This window comes from Kaistia algarum (assembly GCF_026343945.1).
In the GTDB taxonomy this organism is placed as follows: Bacteria; Pseudomonadota; Alphaproteobacteria; order Rhizobiales; family Kaistiaceae; genus Kaistia; species Kaistia algarum.
Genome location: NZ_JAPKNJ010000002.1, coordinates 56100 through 72363, shown reverse-complemented (window position 1 = coordinate 72363; position 16264 = coordinate 56100). Strand labels below are relative to the sequence as shown.

The following is a 16264-nucleotide window of genomic DNA, read 5'->3' as shown; positions in this document are numbered from 1 at the left end:
ATGACCATCACCATCCGAGCCGTCGCGCCGCGAGAGGTCATTCACCTCCCCGCCATCGAGCGTGACGCGGCCGCGCGGTTTCGCGAGGTCGGCCTGTCGGCCATCGCCGAGGGCCATGTCAGCGACGAAGCCTTCATCCGCTCGATCCAGCGGAGCGGCGTCGCGATCGGGGCTGCGAGCGGGACGGATGGGCTCGTCGGCTTCGCGCTGGCCGGCATTCTGGACGACGCGCTCCACATCTATGAGCTTTCTGTCGCCACGGCCTTTGGCGGTCGGGGCGTCGGCAGCTCGATCCTCGCCGCGCTTGAGGAGCGGGCGCGAGACCGGGGCTTGTCGGCGCTGACGCTTTCCACTTTCGCCGACGTGCCCTGGAATGGCCCGTTCTATGCGCGGCGCGGCTTTGCGGCCGTTGGCGATGACGCCTGGACTCCGGCCTTTCATCTCCTGCATGTCGCCGAGCATGCGGCCGGCCTGCCGCTCGATCGCCGCATGTTCATGCGCAAGGAACTCGCCTGATGCCCCCTCGCCTCACCCATCTCGATGAGACCGGCGCCGCTCATATGGTCGATGTCTCCGATAAGGAGATCACCTCGCGCACGGCCATCGCCGAAGGCGCGGTGGTGATGGCGCCAGCGACGCTGGAACTGGTCCGCTCCGGAACCGCCGCCAAGGGCGATGTGATCGCCACGGCGCGGATCGCCGGCATCATGGCGGCGAAAAAGACGCATGAACTGATCCCGCTCTGCCACCCAATTATGCTGGCCAAGGTGACGGTCGACATCGAGGCCGACCCGGCGCTGCCGGGTCTTCGCGTGCGCGCCACGACCCGCGTCGCCGACCGCACCGGCGTCGAAATGGAAGCGCTCACCGCCGTTTCGGTCGCCTGCCTGACGCTGTACGACATGGTCAAGGCGGTCGATCGCGGCATGACCATCGGCCCGATCCGCCTCCTGGAGAAGACCGGCGGCCGCTCGGGCATCTGGAAGGCCGAGCCGTGAGCGGGCTGATCCCCGTCGACGAGGCACTGGCCCGCGTTCTGGATGGCGCCGTTCCTGTGGCTGTCGAATCCGTTCCGCTGGGCGAGGCGCTCGGCCGGGTGCTCGCACAGGATCTGGCGGCACGGCGCACCCAGCCGCCGACCGATGTCTCGGCCATGGACGGCTACGCCGTGCGAGCCGCCGACGTCGCGGCGGCCGGGGCCGAACTCGGCGTTATCGGCACGGCGCCGGCCGGGACGCCCTTCGCCGGCGCGGTCGGCCCCGGCGAGGCGGTGCGCATCTTCACCGGCGCGGCGGTGCCCTCCGGCGCGGACGCCATCCTGTTGCAAGAAGATGTCGAGCTTCTAGAGGGCGGGCGGATCCGCAGCCGCGAGGCCGTTCGGCTCCGCCAGCATATTCGCGCGCGCGGCCTCGATTTCGCCAAGGGCGACGTCATGCTGCCCGCCGGCACGCGGCTGGGCATGCGCCAGATCGCCCTCGCCGCCGCGATGAACCACGCGCAGGTCGAGGTTTGCCGCAAGCCGCGCGTTGCCATCCTCGCCACCGGCGACGAACTGGTCTCCCCCGGCGCGGAGGCCTCCGACGATCGCATCGTGGCCTCGAATGGCTTCGGCATCGCCGCTCTGGTGCGCCAGATCGGCGGCGAGGCCATCGATCTCGGCATCGTCCCGGACGACCGAAAGCTATTCGCCGAGGCCGTCGACCGCGCCGTCGCCAGCGGCGCCGACATATTGGTGACGCTGGGCGGCGCCTCGGTCGGCGACCATGACCTCGCCCGCGAGGTGCTGGCGGGGCGCGGCATGGAGCTTGGCTTCTGGAAGATTGCGATGCGTCCCGGCAAGCCGCTGATATTTGGACGGATCGGCGAGACCCGCGTCCTCGGCCTGCCCGGCAATCCGGTATCGAGCCTCGTCTGCGCCCTGCTCTTCCTGAAACCGTTGCTGGAGACCCTCCTGGGTCTCCCCCGTTGCGAAGCCAGCGTTCCAGCGCGGCTCGGCGCAGCCATGCCGGCTAATGATCGCCGCCAGGACTATGTGCGGGCGCGTCTCGCCGAGGACGAGGCGGGCCGGCGAATCGCAACGCCCTTCAGCCGGCAGGACAGTTCCATGCTGTCGACCTTCGCGGAGGCTGGGTGCCTGATCGTGCGGCCACCTCATGCTTTGGCGGCCGAAGTCGGGGAGCCATGCCGGATTGTACTGCTGCCCTGAAAGCAGGCATGCACAATTCGCACACCACGCGACTAAACAATGATTCACACTTTGTGAACGAAAGCGTTATATTAGCGCCACCGGCCTGGAAGATGCTCGCGGAACTAGCAGTTCGGCCGGACGTTACACCTTGATGAGGCCGATTGCGGGAGGATGGGATGATGCCGTCGACCGTTCGCAAGCACTCGCATGACGATGCGGCGCAGGAAAAGTCGTCGCTCGGCCAGAGGACCCTCGATATCGGGTCCAGTTTTGCCGCCGGTGCCATGATGCTTTCGCACATGAACCGTTCCGGTCTCACCCGCTATGATGATCTGATGGCGGATCTTTCGCGCCTGCATGCCAATCAGGCCCGCGACAAGCGCGCCGACCGGCCCTTGCGGCCGAGGCCGCGCTGGGTCGCCTGGATCTATCGCTAGACCTATCGATCGGCGCGGCGCTGGAAGCGGAGTTCGGCTTGAGCATCAACTTCCTCGAAGGAAGCTGGCTGAACGAGCCGGCGACTTGGCGCGTGGATGAGAGCGGCCTCAGCCTGACGACGGACGAGCAGACCGATTTCTGGCGCGAAACCCATTACGGTTTCAGCCGAGATAGCGGTCACTTCCTCGGTTTCTCCGCAGCCGACGGCTTTACGGCTTCGATTCGTATCCAGGGCGAATTCCGTACGCTTTATGATCAGGCAGGCCTGATGCTGCGGCTCGACGAGACCCGCTGGATCAAGACCGGCGTGGAATTCACCGATGGCGAGCGGTTTCTCTCGGCCGTCCTGACGGACGGGCGCTCGGACTGGTCGGTTGCCCGGCCGTTTGACGTTGTCGACGATTTTTGCGTGCGCGTGACCGTCAAGGGCGGAGCGGTCCGCATCCAGGCGTCGCTCGACGGCGTGTTCTGGCCCTTGCTGCGCCTCGCGCCGATCCCGGTGGCCGCCCGCTACCAGATCGGACCGATGGCCTGCACCCCAGAACGCGGCGGGCTTCAGGTCCGCTTCTCGCAATTCGAGATCGGTCCGGCCACCACGAAGGATCTCCACGATCTAAGCTGAAGCGCCCCTCGTCAGGCGCCCTGCGCCGAAGTCTTGTTCCGCGACGCACTGCCCACCACGTGGCCGGTGCCATGCAGCCGCCGGGCCGAGGCGCGGATATCGAGATCCACCACCAGAGGCAGATGATCGGAAGCGACGCGCGAGAGCGGGGTGCGCACGACCTCGACATTCATGATCTCAGCCCGGCCGCGCAGCCAGACGTGATCGAGCCGCAAGGTCGGCATGCGGCCCGGGAAGGTCGGCCTCGCCTTCCGCGTGCCCCACTCCTTCTGCACGTCGGTGAAGCGCGAAGCGAGCCGCCGATAGGGGGCAAGCCCCGGCGGGGCGTTGAAATCGCCGACAAAGACGACCGGATCGCAGCAATCCGGATGGCCCAGCCATTCCGGCCCGAGCAGCGCCGATAGCTGCAGCATCTGCTCATGCGGCCAGACGCCGAGATGCGTGTTCACGACTTGCAAGGCGTGGCCGCCGACATCGATCGACGCCCAGAGCGCACCGCGCGGCTCGACCTTGATCCGATCATAGAAGCCGGGAAGCTGGCCCGTCCGCCGCATCTCGATCGGCAGCGCCGTCAGGATCGCGTCGCCATAACGTTCCGGCCCGACCCGCGTCGAGGCGTTGAAGAAGGCCTGCATGCCCAGAATGGAAGCGAGCGCATGCGCCTGATCGATGCCGCCGGTACGTGACCGGCCGACATCGATCTCCTGCAGCGCGACGATATCCGGCTTGCAACTGGCGATCACGGCAGCCACCCGTTCCGGGGAATGGTGGCGGTCCGTGCCGATGCAGCTATGAACGTTGTAGGAAAGAATGCGGAATTGTCCCATGACCCAAGACTAGTGGAGGCTGCGATACGGACAAGCCGCTTTCGCCGGATCGCCCTCCGTTCACGACAATTTCAGCTTGCCGTACGCGGCGCATAGGCCGCCGGGTCCACGGCAGCCGGGCGGCCGTCGATCGCCAGCGTCGCCGTTCGGGGCGCGCATTCGGAAATGACCTTGCCGCGACGGACGACCGCGAGGCGGGCAGCCCGAAGCCGTACCGCCTCGATCGGGTCCGCCGCCTGCAGGAGCACGAAATCGGCATTCTTGCCGACCTCGAGCCCGTAGCCTTCAAGCCCCATCACGGCGGCGGGAACCTTGGTCACCGCGTCGAACGACCAGGCGATCGCCTCGCGGCTGGTCATCGGCACGGCATGGACCGCCATATTGGCGACATCGAGCATGTCGCCCGAGCCGAGCCCGTACCAGGGATCCATGCAGCAATCCTGGCCCAGCGCCACCGGAATGCCCATCGCGCGCATCTCGGGAATGCGGGTGAGGCCGCGCCGGCGCGGATAGGTGTCGTGGCGGCCCTGCAGCGTGATGTTGATCAGTGGATTGGCGATGGCGTAGACACCCGCCTCCTTCATCAGCGGCAGCAGCTTCGAGACGTAGTAATTGTCCATCGAATGCATCGACGTCAGATGCGAGCCGGCGACGCGGCCCTGAAGACCGAGCCGAACCGTCTCGGCGGCCAGCGTCTCGATATGACGCGACATCGGATCGTCGCTCTCGTCGCAATGGAGGTCGACCAGCAGTCCGCGCGTCGCCGCGATCTCGCAGAGCGCCCGCACCGAGGCGGCGCCATCGGCCATCGTGCGCTCGAAATGCGGAATGCCGCCGACGACGTCGACGCCCATGTCGAGCGCGCGCTCCAGATTCTTCACGGCCGTCGGGAAACGGTAATAGCCGTCCTGCGGGAAGGCGACGAGTTGCAGATCGAGATAAGGCTTCACCTTTTCCCGCACATGCAGCAGCGCCTCGACCGCGAGCAGGCGGTCGTCGCAGATGTCGACATGGCTGCGCACGGCCAGCAGCCCCTGCGCCACGGCGAGATCGCAATAGGCCAGCGCCCGCTCGATGACGGCATCATGCGTCAGAAGCGGCTTCAACTCACCCCAGAGCGCGATGCCCTCCAGCAACGTGCCCGACTGGTTCATCCGCGGCAGACCGAGCGAAAGGGTCGCGTCCATGTGAAAATGGCAGTCGACGAAGGGCGGCGCGACGAGCCGGCCCCCCGCATCGATCACACGGCCCGCCTCCGCGGCGATTGCCGGCTCGATCGCGGCGATGCGCCCGGCCGACACCGCAATGTCCTGCCCGACACGGCCATCCGGAAGCGCTGCGTTCTTGACGATGAGATCGAATGCCATGGAAACCCCTGCAGAAAGACCGGGGATATCCGATCAGCAGAGATGCGCCGATGCAAGTGCATCTCGCTGGGCCGCGAACGCATCCCCGCTCTATTTCGGCGCGTAGGGTGCCGTCGTGCTCGTATAGGAACCCTGATAGGCGGTCGCTGCGTCCGGCCCGAGATCGCTAGCCACCGTGGTCGCAATCTGATCCGCCTCGGCCTTTGGCAGCGTCGCCGCGGCATTGCCGATCGCGACGGCGAGCTGCTGAACGTCACCCATGCCAAGCTTGCCGTTGCCCCCGAAATTGGCGCCGGTCTTGTACTTCTTCAGCATGCTCTCGATCAGCGGCTTGCACCCCGACTGGCACTGCTCGAGCGTCGCCAGATCGTCCTGGAAGCCGAGCGCCCCCAGATCCGGCGTCGTGTTCATGTTGAGATCTTTGTTGAGCTGCTCGATCTGCTGGTTCGTCGACTGTGCCGATGCCGGCGCCTGCCATGACAGCAAGCCGAGCACCCCGGCGGTCATGGCCACGCCGACAAGCCGATATTTCGATATCTGGCGGTCCGAAGTGAGTTTCATGGGTCCTCTCTCCCGTCTCCCGGTCATTCTGCTGTGACCGCCGCCGGCGTCGTTGCCACGGCCTCCGGCTTCTGGCCGCGCTCGTCGATCTTCCGCAATATCACGAAGAAGGACGGCACGAACAGGACCGCAAGACACGTCGACGCCAGCATGCCGCTGACCACGGCAATGCCGATTGAAATGCGCGAACTGGCACCGGCGCCGCTCGCGAAGACGAGCGGCAGCATGCCGAAGATAAAGGCGAAGGACGTCATCAGGATCGGGCGGAAGCGCAGCCGCGCCGCCTCCACCGCCGCGTCCAGGATCTCCATGCCTTCCATTCGCTTGTCGCGCGCATATTCGACGATCAGGATCGCGTTTTTCGCCGCAAGCGCAATCAAGAGGATGATGCCGATCTGCGTATAGAGATTATTGGCGAGCCCGAGAGCGGTCAGCGCGATGACCGTTCCAAGCAAGGCCAAAGGCACGGCGAGGATCACCGCGAAAGGCAGGATCCAGCTTTCATATTGGCCGGCGAGCACGAAATAGAGCAGCACGATTGCCAGGGCGAAGACGAAGTAGATCTGATTGCCGACGATCTTCTCCTGATAGGACATCGCCGTCCAGGCGGTGCCGTAGCCGGGCGGCAGCGTCTTCTCGGCGATTTGATCCATGATCGCCATCGCCTGCCCCGACGAGAAGCCCGGCGCCGGCCCGCCGGCAAGCGTCGCCGCGGGATAGAGATTGTAGAGCGTGATCAGCGGAGGGCCATCGACGGTCTTGAACGACACCAGCGAGCCCAGCGGCACCATGTCGCCCGATCGTGACTGCACCTTCAGATCCATCACATCCTGTGGACGGACGCGCCGCGCCGCCTCGGCCTGGACATAGACCTGGAAGACATTGTTGAACTTCGTGAACTGATTGACATAGGTCGAACCCATATAGGCCTCGATCGTATCGAACACCTGCCCGACGCTGACGCCGAGTGTCTCCGCCAGGATGCGGTTGATCTCCAGCTGGAATTGCGGGGTCGATGCGGTGAAGGTCGAGTTCACCCGCTGCAGCGCCGACTGGGAATCCGCGTTGGCGGACATCGCCTTGGCCACGCTCTCGAGCTGGTGGAAGTCGGACGTGCCGTTCTGGACCAGGATCTCCTGCGTGAAGCCGCCGGAATTGCCGATGCCCTGGATCGGCGGCGGCACCAGCACGAAGCCGACCGCGTCGGGCATCTGGTTCAGTGACTTGGTGATGTTCGCATAGATCGCACGAAGGCTCTCCGTCTTGCCGCGCAGCGACCAGTCCTTGAAGATCACATAGACCATGCCGGCATTGAACAGCGTGGCATTGTTGTCGAGCACCGACGAGCCGGAAATGCCGACGACATTCTCAACGCCTGGCGTCGCCAGCGCGGCCTTGCTGGCTTCGGCGACGACGCGGTCCGTTCGCTGCAGCGACGCGCCATCGGGAAGCTGGACGCTGATCACCACATAGCCCTGGTCCTCGATCGGCAGAAACGCCGTCGGGATGCGCGACATGCCCCAGAAGGCGACGCCGATCAGCACCAGTGCGGCCAGCACCATCAGATGGCTGTGGTGGACCATGCGGCTGATAAGGCCCGCATAACGCCGCTCCGACGCATCATAGATGCGGTTGAAGCCGCGAAAGAAGAAGTTGCGCTTCTCCGGCGGCGTCGGGGGACGCAGCCAGAGCGCGCACTGCGTCGGCTTCAGCGTCATGGCGTTGATCGCCGAGATGAAGGCCGTGGCGGCGATGACGAGCGCGAATTGCTGGTACATCTGCCCGGTCAGGCCGGGAAGCGTCGCCGAAGGCAGAAACACGGCCATTAGCACGAGCGTGATGCCGATGATCGGACCAAATAATTCGTCCATCGTCTTGATGGCAGCCTCTCGGCCGGAGAGTCCGTTCTCCATATGGCGCGAGACGCCCTCGACAATGACGATCGCGTCGTCGACCACGATGCCGATCGCGAGGATGATCGCGAACAGTGTCGTCGTATTGACGGTGAAGCCCAGCGCAGCCATGGCGGCGAAGGCGCCGATGATCGTCACCGGCACGGTAGTGGCCGGGACCAGCATGGCGCGCCAGTCCTGCAGGAACAGCAGGATGACGATGAGCACGAGGATCGCCGCCTCGATCAGCGTCTTGTAGACCTCGTCGATCGAGGCGACGACGAACTTGGTCGTATCGAACGGGATCTCGTATTTCAGCCCAGGCGGAAACGCCTTCGCGAGTTGTTCCATCTTCGCCGAAACGGCCTTGGCGACATCGAGCGCGTTGGCGTCGGGAAGTTGGAATATGCCGATGGCGGCCGTCGGCTTGACGTTGTAGGTCGCGGTCTGGCTGTAGCTCTGCGAGCCCAGCTCGACCCGGCCGATGTCCCGCACGCGGACGATCTGACCGCCATTGTCGTTGTTGACCTTGATGATGATGTTTTCGAATTCGCCCGGATCGCTGAAGCGGCCGTTGACGTTGATCGTGTACTGGTAATTGAGCCCGTCCGGCGCCGGGGGCATACCGGTCATGCCAGCGGTGACTTCCTGGCTCTGGTCCTGGATCGCGCGGATCACGTCGCTCGGCACCAGACCAAAGGCCTGCATCTTGTCTGGATCCATCCAGATGCGCATGGCATAGGGGCCGGCTCCCATGACGGCCACATTGCCGACGCCGGGCAGGCGCGCCAGCTCGTTCTGGATGTTGATCACGCCATAGTTCGACAGGAACAGCCCGTCATAGCGATTGTCCGGCGAGAACAGCGTCACGAACTGCAGGACGGCGGTCGATTTCTTCTGGACGTTGACGCCCTGCACTTGCACCGATTGCGGCAGCGACGCCATCGCGATCGAGACTCGGTTCTGCACTAGAACCTGCGCGAAGTTCGGATCAGTCCCGATGTCGAAGGTGACGATCAGATTGTAGGTGCCGTCGCTGGCGCTGGTCGACTGCATGTAGATCATGCCCTGGACGCCGTTGACCTGCTGCTCGATGGGCAGGGCGACGGTGTCCATCACCGTCCTCGCGGAGGCGCCGGGGAACGAGGTGCTGACGGCGACTGTCGGCGGGACGACGTTCGGATATTGCGCGATCGGCAGCCGAAACAGGGCCACGGCACCGAGCAGGACGATGACCAGCGCGAGGACGTTGGAGAGGACCGGCCGCTCGATGAAGAACTTTGAGAACATGAAACCCGCCTGCGCTTGAAGGTCGTCGACCGGAGAGGCTCGATATGCGTCCTACGGATTGGGTGGCGGGGCTGCGTTTGTGGTCGCGGTGTTGGTGCTCATCGCGCCGTCCTGCGGATCGACCTTGCTGCCGGGAACGGCCCGCTGGTTGCCGCCGACGATCACCTTATCGTCGGCTGCGAGGCCCGACGTAACGACGCGAAGCTGGCCTTCTAGCTGGCCAGGCTCGACGACCTTCTGGTCGACCGTGTTGTCCTTGCCGAGGACCAGGACATAGCTGCCGACCTGGCTGGTCGAGATCGCCGTATCGTCGACCAGAAGCGCATTCTTCTGCGTCTGCAAGGGCACCCGCACCCGGGCGAAGAGGCCCGGCAGCATCGCGTAGTCCTTGTTGTCGAAGACGCCGCGAACCGACAGCGTGCCGGTGTTCTGGTCGAGCGTCGGGGCGATGTAGTCGATGACGCCCTTGTGCGGATAGCCGGTCTCGGTGGCCAACCCGATCTCGACCGGAATGTCATGGATGTCGCGCAACGTCTTGCCGCGCTTGGTCAATTGCTCCTTGATCAGAAGCACCTGGCGTTCATTGACGGTGAAATAGACATAGATCGGGTCCATCTGGACGATCGTCGCAAGCTTGGTCGGACCGCTATATCCGACCAGCGCGCCGACATCCTGGAGATGGTTGGAGACGATGCCGTCGAACGGCGCCTTGACCTCGGTGTAGCCGAGATTGATCGTCGCGACCTCGGCATCGGCCTGCGCCTGCTGCGTCGCGGCGATCGCCTGATCGAGCTGGGCCTTGGCGTCGTCGGCCTTGGCGACGGATGCGACCTGCTGCTGCACCAGCGTCGACTGGCGATTATATTCGAGTTGCTTGTTTTCCTGCGCCGCCTGGGCCGAGGCGACCGCCGCATTCGCCTGGTCGAGCTGAGCCTGATAGGTGTCGCGCTGTATGCCGAACAGCGTGGTACCAGCTTTCACAGTCTGGCCATCGACATAGTTGATCGATGTCAGGAAGCCCTGGACGCGCGCCGAGAGATCGACCTGGTTGATCGCCGTCGTATTGCCGGTGAGCTCCATATAGAGCGTCGCATCCTGCTGAAGCGGCGGAGCGACGGTCACCTTCGGCGGCGGCGGCGGCACATATTCATTCTTGTCGTTGCAGCTTGCGAGCGACAGAGCGGCCAGACCCGCCACGACCAGCGGGAGCCCGCCTGCCGGCTTCCGCCATTGTCCAATCTTGACCATCTGTCCCCTCAGCCTCGATTGCCCGACGCACGCATCCCTCAGCTCCGCCTGCTGCCGGCAGAGCCAGAATCTCGTTCCGATCCTGCCTCAGGCTCCGGCGCGACGCCATAGCGGGACGATCTAGTCCGGCGATTATTAAGGAGGTGTGGCATGCGGGCGATCCCTGGTCCGATTCCTGTCAATCCACGAAGATCGCGCCGCCAGCTTGCGGAACACATATAGAACATGTACTTTGTTCGCGGTTTGTACTTGATGATTCTTCGCCGAATCGCAGACCGTTCCGTATCCGGCAATTCGTGGCGTGGACCGACCAATGCTGACTCGCAAGCAGTATGAGCTCCTGATGTTCATCCATGAACGGTTGAAGGAGACGGGCGTGCCGCCTTCCTTCGACGAGATGAAGGATGCGCTGGACCTTCGGTCCAAGTCCGGCATCCATCGCCTGATCAAAGCGCTGGAGGAACGTGGCTTCATCCGCCGCCTGCCCAACCGGGCCCGCGCGCTCGATGTGGTCCGTCTGCCGGAGGCGATGGCGCCGACCATGCAGCGGCCCAAGCGAGCCGGCTTCTCGCCGAGCGTCATCGAAGGCAGCCTCGGCAAGATGCGGCAGACCGACAGCGACGTGCCGGAGCCAGTGATCGTTCCCGTTATGGGCCGCATCGCCGCCGGTGTGCCGATTTCGGCGATCCAGACACAGAGCCATTCGATCACCGTGCCGCCGGAAATGCTGGGTGGGGGCGAGCATTTCGCGCTGGAGGTTCGCGGTGATTCGATGATCGAAGCCGGCATCCTCGACGGCGACACGGTATTGATCCGCAAGACCGACGCGGCCGATTCGGGCGACATCGTCGTGGCTCTTGTCGACGAGGAGGAGGCGACGCTGAAGCGGCTGCGCCGACGTGGCGCCTCGATCGCGCTGGAAGCCGCCAATCCGGCTTATGAGACGCGCATATTCGGGCCGGACCGGATCCGCATCCAGGGTCGGCTGGTCGGCCTCCTGCGTCGCTACTGAGCCCCTGCCCCGCCGGTTTCGGGTTCGTCGTCGCCGTCATAGGGCGGCATCCACGGACGGCGGACACGCGGGAAGGCCGTCGTGACGAGAAATTCGGCGTCGAGCGGCGCCGGGCCCGCTCTTGGCTGCGGGCTTCCAGGTTCGGGTGCCGGAACGTCCTCGTCGTCGAGCGTATGGCGGACTGCGGAATCGTATTCCGTCGCCGCGGCGATGACCTTGTCGGCGGATGGCGGATCAGCGATGTTTCGGGTAGCGACAGGCCTCAGATCGAGCGCGATCGACCCGGATTGAGCGAGACGATCGCGGTCGATCGTTGCGACCTCGGCGGCGCAGCCCGTCGGTGCGGCGATGGGCGTTACGATGAGTACGGGGCTCCGGCAATCATCGGCAAACGCATCGCGCTCCAGCGCCAGTGCGACGAGCCGGCCATCCGGCATAGGCGCCACACATCCCGAGGCATCGCAGCGCGTCGCGGCCATGAGCGCCGGGTCCTTCGCCTCGCGACTGTCGCCATCGGCTCTCAGCCATATGCCGGCGATAAAAGGGTCGATCTTTCGCGCCAGGATCTGGTAGCTGCCATTGCCCGTGCGGATTGCGACCTGCCGCCCATCCGGAGCGATGATGATGTCCGACCGATGCGGATAGAGCGCCAGCGCGCCGCCGACCAGCATCGGCACCAGCCCGGCCAGGCGCCAGCGCTCCCGCATCAGCGCCAACCACAGGAAACCTGCCATGAAGACGAGCAGCGACGCCGCGGAAGGCATAGCCGCCGAGCCGGTCCCCTCCGACCAGTCGCTCACCGTCCGCGCCACGTCGGACATGCCGTCGATGCCGACGCCCATCACCCATAGAAACGGGGCCTCGAACCCGAACGGCATGGCGAGCACCGCGAGCAGCGCTAGCGGCATGACCAGGAAATCGACCAGCGGCATCGCCGCGACATTGGCGAGGATTGAGAGCGGCGCCATGCGCTGGAAGTGATAGAGCGCGAAGGGCGTGGTGCCGAGCCCGCCGAGCAGCGACGTTAGCGCCAATCCGCCGATAAGCAGCCCGAACCAGCGCAGCACCGAGCCGAAGCGCGAGTGCGAAACCGGTCGAAGCCCGCGCGGCCGCCGCGACAGCGCCTCGAAGCCGGCGACAAGCGCGATCGTCGCGGCGAAAGACATCTGGAATCCGGCCACCAGCAGGCTTTCGGGGCTGAGCGCCAGCACCACGAAGGCGCCGATCGCGACATTGCGCATGGAGATCGCCCGCCGGTCGACGAGGATCGCGAGGAAGACGACGCCGGTCATGATGAAGGAGCGCTGCGCCGCCACATCGAGGCCGGAAATCAGCAGATAGAAGAAGGTCACGCCGAGCGCGGCGAGAGCGGCCCATTTTTTGATCGGCCGGCGGAGCGCCAGCCCCGGAGAGAGCGCCAGTGCCGCCCGGACCGCCCAGAACACAAAGCCGGCGACGAGCACCATGTGGAGCCCGGACACGGACAGGACATGAGCCAGGCCCGATTGGCGCAGCGCATCTTCGCCTTCCTCGCTGATGCCGCCCGCATCGCCGATGACGAGCGCCGTGGCGATGCGGGCCGTATCGCCGGAAAGCGAGGCCCCAATGCGCGTGCGGATTGCCTCCCGCAGGGCCTCGAGCGGCATGGTCAGGCGGATCGAGAGGGGCGGTTCGCCAAGCTCGGCCGGGTTGACGCGGCCATAGGCGAAGCCCGTGCCGCCGATCCCGCCATAATAGGCCGGCAGGCCGAAATCATAGCCGCCGGGCATGGCTGGCCCGGAAGGCGGGCGCAACCGAGCCAGCAGCGTGACGCCCTCGCCAACGGCCGGCGCGCTGCCGCGCACCGTGGTGGTAACGCGCTCCGGCAGTGCAGCCAGTCCCCTGGCATCGAAGGAGACGACGCGAATCGTCAGGCGAAAGCCGCCGCGCCGCGCCTCCCGCGCCTCGACGAAGCCGGTGAGTGTGCCCGTCATCTGCCGTTCCAGCCGCGGCGCGGCCACATGATCGGTGCGAAGCTTGATCGTCGTCGCACCGGCCACTGCCATCGCGGCGACGAGCATCAGCCGAAAGAGCCCGGCTCGGCCGTGCCGCAGTTTCCAAGCAGCGACAGCCAGCGCGAGCGTCAGGATGGCGAGCGCAATACCGGAGGGCTCGGACGGCGCTGTGAAATAGACAAGTATTCCAGCGGCATAGGTTACGGCGAGCCAGAGAAAGCCGCGCCCCGTGTCGATTTCCCGCTCGAATACCGTCGCGACCCACATTCGAAAACGGGCCACATAGCCAGGCGGTGCGTGAGGAAAGGGGGGCCGACCGGAATCGTCGGCTGGTTCCGCGTCGCCCGGCGGAAACAGCCTCTCGTCCAGTTCCTCCGACCGCGGCCGTTCGCCTGCCATCGCCCCGTCTTTCGCCCTGACGCCGCTCCATGCTACATGAGCCGCCACATTCGGCGCCATGCCATACGCCCCCGTGCCATACGACCGCCATTTCCGCGGCCGATAGGCTCGGCTCGTTCTGGTCCGCTCCGCCCCCGCCCCCCATTTCCGTCCGTTCGGAAGGTTTCATGTCCAAACCGGTCGTCACCCGCTTCGCACCCTCGCCTACCGGCTTCCTCCATATCGGCGGCGGCCGCACGGCGCTGTTCAACTGGCTGTATGCGAAGCATACGGGCGGGACGATGCTGCTCCGCATCGAGGATACGGACCGCGAGCGCTCCACAGAGCCGGCAATCGCCGCGATCCTCGACGGGCTGAAATGGCTCGGCCTCGACTGGCAGGGCGAGACGATCTTCCAGTTCGCTCGCGCGCCGCGCCACCGTGAGGTGGTCGAGGAGTTGCTGGCCGTCGGCAAGGCCTATCGCTGCTATTGTACACCCGCCGAGCTCGACGCGATGCGCGAGAAGGCGCGCGCCGAGGGCCGTGCCCCGCGTTATGACGGCACCTGGCGCGACCGCGATCCGTCGGAGGCGCCGGCTGGCGTCGCCCCCGCGATCCGCATCAAGGCGCCGCTCGAGGGCGAGACGGTGATCGAGGACCGCGTGCAGGGCCGCGTCGTCATCCCGAACAAGGATCTCGACGACCTCGTCCTGCTGCGCTCGGATGGCAACCCGACCTATATGCTCTCGGTCGTCGTCGACGATCACGATATGGGCGTCACCCACATCATCCGCGGCGACGACCACCTCACCAATGCCGCGCGCCAGATGATCATCTATGGCGCCATGGGCTGGGAGGTGCCAGTCATGTCGCATATCCCGCTCATCCACGGTCCCGACGGCGCCAAGCTCTCCAAGCGCCACGGCGCGCTCGGCGTCGACGCCTATCGCGCCATGGGTTTCCTGCCGGAGGCGATGCGCAATTATCTCGTCCGCCTGGGCTGGGCGCATGGCGATGACGAGATCATGTCGCTGGAGCAGATGATCGAGTGGTTCGATGTCGACGATGTCGGCCGCTCGGCCTCGCGCTTCGATTTCGCCAAGCTAGAGAATCTGAACGGCCATTACATGCGAGCCGCGACCGACGATGCGCTCTATGCGAGCTTCGTCCAGACGCTGCCCTATCTGCCCGGCGGCGAGGCCATGCTCGCCCGGCTGACGCCGGAGCGAGCGGCGCAGCTGCGCGAGGCCCTGCCCGGCCTCAAGGAGCGGGCCAAGACGCTGATCGAGCTGAAGGACGGCGCAGCTTTCCTCTTCGCGGAGCGCCCGCTCGCCCTGGACGAGAAGGCGTCGACCATCCTCGACGCTGATGCGCGGGCGCTGCTCAAGGACCTGCACAGCCTGCTGTTGGCCGTCGAATGGACCGTCGAGGCGACGGAAGAGGCCGTGAAGGCGTTCGCGGAGGCGAAGGGGCTGAAGCTCGGCAAGGTGGCACAGCCGCTGCGCGCCGCGCTTACCGGCCGCTCGACCTCGCCCGGCATCTTCGATGTGCTGATCGTCCTCGGCCGCGAGGAAAGCCTCGGTCGCATCGCGGATCAGGCGAGGGGTTGATCGAAGCAGCCGACGAGGCTCGGGCTCGGCCCGTTCACAACACGTTCCAAACAAAACGCCCGGGTCAATCGCCCGGGCATTTTTCTGTTCGATGACCGTGCCGCGCGGCTCAGTTGCCGCGCTGGCCGAACAAGACCTTCTGGGCTTCCTTGTCGTCGGCGACGCTGACCGGCACCACCGGCGCCTTGATCGCCATGCCGCGCTGCACGCCCGGACGCGCGTTCAGGAGATCGATCCAGCGCTTGACGCTCGGGAAGTCCGACGTGTCGAACTGCTGGGTCTCCCAGCCGGCCGCCCAGCTAAAGATGGCCATGTCGGCGATCGAATAATCGTCGGCCACATATTCATGAGTTGCGAGGCGCTTGTTGAGCACGCCGTAGAGACGGTGCGTCTCGTCCTGATAGCGCTTGGTCGCATAGGGAATGCGCTCGGGCGCGTAGACGGAGAAATGGTTGCGCTGGCCGAGCATCGGCCCGAAGCCGCCCATCTGCCACATCAGCCATTCTTCGACGGCAACGCGCTTGCGCTCGTCCGCCGGATAGAAGCGGCCGAACTTCCGGCCCAGATATTGGAGGATGGCACCCGACTCGAAAACGGAGATCGGCTTGCCGTCAGGCCCCTCGGGATCGACGATCGCCGGCATCCGGTTGTTCGGCGAAATCGCCAGGAATTCCGGTCTGAACTGCTCGCCCTTGCCGATATTCACAAAGTGGATGCTGTAAGGAATATCGAGTTCCTCCAGCATGATAGAGACCTTCTTGCCATTCGGCGTCGGCCAGAAATGAAGCTCGATCGGCTGGGTCTGCTGCACCGGCATGAAATTACCTCTACGGCGTC

Annotated in this window: 14 protein-coding genes; 7 read left to right on the top strand and 7 right to left on the bottom strand. The window is 65.4% G+C overall.

The window, feature by feature from the left end:
- The 5 genes from OSH05_RS13690 to OSH05_RS13670 all read left to right on the top strand — a co-directional run bounded on the left by OSH05_RS13690 (position 1) and on the right by OSH05_RS13670 (position 3248).
- Positions 1 to 516: a GNAT family N-acetyltransferase gene (locus tag OSH05_RS13690; RefSeq protein WP_104219990.1), complete on the top strand. Its 516-nt coding sequence runs from the start codon at positions 1 to 3 to the stop codon at positions 514 to 516.
- On the top strand, positions 516 to 998 hold the full coding sequence (moaC, locus tag OSH05_RS13685) for a cyclic pyranopterin monophosphate synthase MoaC (RefSeq protein ID WP_104219991.1): 483 nt from the start codon (positions 516 to 518) through the stop codon (positions 996 to 998). The genes OSH05_RS13690 and moaC overlap by 1 nt, the downstream gene beginning before the upstream one ends.
- Positions 995 to 2206 (top strand): molybdopterin molybdotransferase MoeA, encoded by a 1212-nt coding sequence (locus OSH05_RS13680; protein ID WP_104219992.1) that lies wholly within the window; start codon positions 995 to 997, stop codon positions 2204 to 2206. The genes moaC and OSH05_RS13680 overlap by 4 nt, the downstream gene beginning before the upstream one ends.
- 158 nt (positions 2207 to 2364) lie before the next feature.
- Positions 2365 to 2625, top strand: coding sequence for a hypothetical protein (locus OSH05_RS13675; RefSeq protein ID WP_104219993.1), 261 nt, complete (start codon positions 2365 to 2367; stop codon positions 2623 to 2625).
- Between the two features lie 38 nt (positions 2626 to 2663).
- Positions 2664 to 3248, top strand: a complete 585-nt coding sequence (locus OSH05_RS13670; protein ID WP_104219994.1) for a DUF1349 domain-containing protein — start codon at positions 2664 to 2666, stop codon at positions 3246 to 3248.
- An 11-nt stretch (positions 3249 to 3259) separates the two neighbouring features.
- On the opposite strand, the gene OSH05_RS13665 is transcribed toward OSH05_RS13670, so the two are convergent.
- The 5 genes from OSH05_RS13665 to OSH05_RS13645 all read right to left on the bottom strand — a co-directional run bounded on the left by OSH05_RS13665 (position 3260) and on the right by OSH05_RS13645 (position 10433).
- Positions 3260 to 4075, bottom strand: a complete 816-nt coding sequence (locus OSH05_RS13665; RefSeq protein ID WP_104219995.1) for an endonuclease/exonuclease/phosphatase family protein — start codon at positions 4073 to 4075, stop codon at positions 3260 to 3262.
- A gap of 71 nt (positions 4076 to 4146) precedes the next feature.
- Positions 4147 to 5442, bottom strand: coding sequence for an amidohydrolase family protein (locus OSH05_RS13660; RefSeq protein WP_104219996.1), 1296 nt, complete (start codon positions 5440 to 5442; stop codon positions 4147 to 4149).
- A gap of 90 nt (positions 5443 to 5532) precedes the next feature.
- Positions 5533 to 6003, bottom strand: a complete 471-nt coding sequence (locus OSH05_RS13655) for a hypothetical protein (RefSeq protein ID WP_104219997.1) — start codon at positions 6001 to 6003, stop codon at positions 5533 to 5535.
- 23 nt (positions 6004 to 6026) lie between these two features.
- Positions 6027 to 9185: an efflux RND transporter permease subunit gene (locus OSH05_RS13650; RefSeq protein ID WP_104219998.1), complete on the bottom strand. Its 3159-nt coding sequence runs from the start codon at positions 9183 to 9185 to the stop codon at positions 6027 to 6029.
- A gap of 51 nt (positions 9186 to 9236) precedes the next feature.
- Positions 9237 to 10433 carry an efflux RND transporter periplasmic adaptor subunit gene (locus OSH05_RS13645; protein ID WP_104219999.1) on the bottom strand — a complete coding sequence of 399 codons (1197 nt, stop codon included), beginning with the start codon at positions 10431 to 10433 and terminating at the stop codon, positions 9237 to 9239.
- Between the two features lie 313 nt (positions 10434 to 10746).
- Between OSH05_RS13645 and lexA the strand changes: the two genes are divergently transcribed.
- Positions 10747 to 11445 carry a transcriptional repressor LexA gene (gene lexA / locus OSH05_RS13640; protein WP_104220000.1) on the top strand — a complete coding sequence of 233 codons (699 nt, stop codon included), beginning with the start codon at positions 10747 to 10749 and terminating at the stop codon, positions 11443 to 11445.
- Here the strand turns inward: lexA and OSH05_RS13635 are convergent.
- Complete coding sequence (locus OSH05_RS13635) at positions 11439 to 13721, bottom strand: ComEC/Rec2 family competence protein (protein WP_266352449.1); 2283 nt, start codon at positions 13719 to 13721, stop codon at positions 11439 to 11441. The two genes, lexA and OSH05_RS13635, sit on opposite strands and share 7 nt — an antisense overlap.
- Before the next feature lie 284 nt (positions 13722 to 14005).
- Here OSH05_RS13635 and gltX point away from each other — a divergent pair, with 284 nt between their 5' ends.
- Positions 14006 to 15427 carry a glutamate--tRNA ligase gene (gltX, locus tag OSH05_RS13630; RefSeq protein WP_104220002.1) on the top strand — a complete coding sequence of 474 codons (1422 nt, stop codon included), beginning with the start codon at positions 14006 to 14008 and terminating at the stop codon, positions 15425 to 15427.
- A gap of 109 nt (positions 15428 to 15536) precedes the next feature.
- Here gltX and OSH05_RS13625 read toward each other — a convergent pair whose 3' ends face one another.
- Positions 15537 to 16244 carry a glutathione S-transferase N-terminal domain-containing protein gene (locus tag OSH05_RS13625; protein ID WP_104220003.1) on the bottom strand — a complete coding sequence of 236 codons (708 nt, stop codon included), beginning with the start codon at positions 16242 to 16244 and terminating at the stop codon, positions 15537 to 15539.
- Positions 16245 to 16264 lie beyond the last annotated feature (20 nt).